The 2,636-nt window shown below is 67.2% G+C and carries 3 protein-coding genes; all 3 read left to right on the top strand.

What is annotated here, in order from left to right:
- The coding region (gene bioF, locus HMPREF9538_RS02305; RefSeq protein ID WP_009486309.1) for an 8-amino-7-oxononanoate synthase at positions 1 to 1,125 on the top strand (1,125 nt) is incomplete at its 5' end.
- Positions 1,109 to 1,864, top strand: a complete 756-nt coding sequence (gene bioC, locus HMPREF9538_RS02310; protein WP_004142100.1) for a malonyl-ACP O-methyltransferase BioC — start codon at positions 1,109 to 1,111, stop codon at positions 1,862 to 1,864. The genes bioF and bioC, both read left to right, overlap by 17 nt.
- Positions 1,857 to 2,579 carry a dethiobiotin synthase gene (bioD, locus tag HMPREF9538_RS02315; RefSeq protein ID WP_009486308.1) on the top strand — a complete coding sequence of 241 codons (723 nt, stop codon included), beginning with the start codon at positions 1,857 to 1,859 and terminating at the stop codon, positions 2,577 to 2,579. The genes bioC and bioD overlap by 8 nt, the downstream gene beginning before the upstream one ends.
- Positions 2,580 to 2,636 lie beyond the last annotated feature (57 nt).

Here is a 2,636-nt window from a genome sequence, read left to right as displayed (position 1 = left end):
GGGGGGGGGGGGGCCGGCCCCCCCCCCCCCCCCCCCCTGCCGGTGACGCACGGCGCCGGGCGCTGGCTGGAGCGGGAAGGGGAGCGCTGGCTTAACTTCTCCAGCAATGACTATCTGGGCCTGAGTCAGCATCCGGCGATTATCGCCGCCTGGCAACAGGGGGCCACGCGCTATGGCGTCGGCGCCGGCGGCTCGGGCCACGTGAGCGGCTATAGCGAAGCCCACCGCGCGCTGGAAGAGGCGCTCGCCGACTGGCTGGGCTATCCGCGCGCATTGCTGTTTATCTCCGGCTTTGCCGCGAATCAGGCGCTGATCGCCGCCCTGGTGGAGAAAGACGATCGGATTGTCGCCGACCGCCTGAGCCACGCCTCTCTGCTGGAGGCCGCGAGCCTCAGCCCGGCGCAGCTGCGGCGCTTTACCCACAACGATCCGCAGCAGCTCGCGCAACTGCTGGCTAAGCCGCTGGCGGGCGAACAGTTGGCGGTCACTGAAGGCATTTTCAGCATGGACGGCGACAGCGCGCCGCTGGCGGCCATTCACGCCGCGACGCAGGCCGCAGGGGCAGTGTTGCTGGTGGATGACGCCCACGGTGTTGGCGTGGTCGGCGACGAAGGACGCGGGAGCTGCGCCGCGCAGGCGGTGCGCCCTGAGCTGCTGGTGGTTACCTTCGGCAAGGCCTTCGGCGTCAGCGGCGCGGCGGTGCTGTGCGACGAAGCAATGGCCGATTATCTGCTGCAGTTTGCCCGTCATCTGATCTACAGCACCGCGATGCCGCCCGCCCAGGCGGTGGCGCTGAGCGCTGCCCTGGGGATCATTCGCAGCGATGAAGGGCGGCAGCGTCGCGACATCCTGGCCGCCCGCATCCGTCAGTTCCGTGAGGGGATGGGCGAGGTGTCTCTGGGGTTGACCGACTCCGTCAGCGCGATCCAGCCGCTGATCGTCGGCGACAACGCCCGGGCGCTGAACCTGGCCTGCCGTCTACGCGACGCGGGCTGCTGGGCAACGGCGATCCGTCCACCGACGGTGCCGGTCGGCAGCGCGCGTTTGCGCCTGACCCTGACAGCCGCCCATCATGCTGAAGACATTAACCGTTTACTGGAGGTGCTGCATGGCCACAGTGAATAAGCAGGCGGTGGCCGCGGCGTTTGGCCGGGCGGCCAGCGGCTATACGCAACATGATGAACTGCAGCGGCGCTGCGCCGATCTACTGCTGCGCCAGCTGGCGCGCCGCGATTTTGCGCAGGTGCTGGATGCCGGCTGCGGCCCCGGCAGTATGAGTCGCTATTGGCGTGAGGCGGGCAGCGTGGTGACCGCGCTGGATCTCTCCGCCGGGATGCTCGCCCAGGCGCAGCGTAACGACGCCGCGCAGCATTATCTGCTGGGAGATATTGAGGCGCTGCCGCTGCCGGACGCCTGCGTCGATCTGGCGTGGAGCAATCTGGCGGTGCAGTGGTGCGACGATCTACGGGCGGCAATTGGCGAGCTGTACCGGGTGGCGCGTCCCGGCGGCAGAGTGGCGTTTAGCACGCTGCTCGCCGACTCGCTGCCGGAGCTCAATCAGGCGTGGCAGGCCATCGACGACCGGCCGCATGCCAACCGTTTCCTTAGCGAAGCGGCGGTGCGCGCGGCGCTTAGCGGCCTGCGCGCGACCGGCGAGGTTCATCAGATTAGCCTGCCGTTCGCCGATGCGCTGAGCGCTATGCGCTCGCTGAAGGGCATCGGCGCCACCCATTTGCACCAGGGGCGGACCGCCGCCCCGCTTGGCCGCGGCAAACTGCGCGAGCTGCAGCTGGCCTGGCCGCAGCGGCAGGGCATCTGCCCGCTGACGTATTCTCTTTTTACAGGAGTCATTGAGCGTGACTAAACGTTTTTTTGTCACCGGGACCGATACTGAAGTCGGTAAAACCATCGCCAGCAGCGCCCTGCTGCAGGCGGCGAATCTGCTGGGTTTTCACACTGCCGGCTATAAGCCGGTGGCCTCCGGTAGCGAGCTTACCGGCGATGGGCTGCGTAATGAAGATGCGCTGGCGCTGCAGCGTCATAGTCGGGTCGCATTGCGTTACGACCAGGTGAACCCCTATACCTTCGCCGAGCCGACCTCCCCGCACATCATCAGCGCCGACGAAGGGCGGCCGATCGCCGCGGCCAGGCTCTCCAGCGGGCTGCGTGAGCTGGAAGGTCTCGCCGACTGGGTGTTGGTGGAAGGCGCCGGCGGCTGGTTTACGCCGCTCTCGGATTCCCTGACCTTCGCCGACTGGGCGCAGGCGGAACAGCTGCCGGTCATTCTGGTGGTGGGCGTTAAGCTCGGCTGTATCAACCACGCAATGCTTACCGCTCAGGCGGTACGCCAGGCGGGACTACCGCTGGCGGGGTGGATCGCCAATGACGTACAGCCGCCGGGCAAGCGCCACGCCGAATATCTGGCGACGCTGAAAAACCGACTGGCCGCGCCGTTCCTCGGCGAAATACCGTGGCTTGCCGATATCGCGCAGCGCGACGATCTCGGCCAGTATCTTGACCTCAGGGCGCTGGATCCGGCGTTATCCACTGCGCCAGCAGCGGCTCATTCAGCGCCATAATATCGCCTTCGGCGACGTTACGGCCCCGGTGCAAGACACAGAAGCGATCCGCCACCC

The organism is Klebsiella sp. MS 92-3 (assembly GCF_000195655.1).
Taxonomy (GTDB): Bacteria; Pseudomonadota; Gammaproteobacteria; order Enterobacterales; family Enterobacteriaceae; genus Klebsiella; species Klebsiella pneumoniae.
This window is presented reverse-complemented; position numbering and strand designations above follow the sequence as displayed.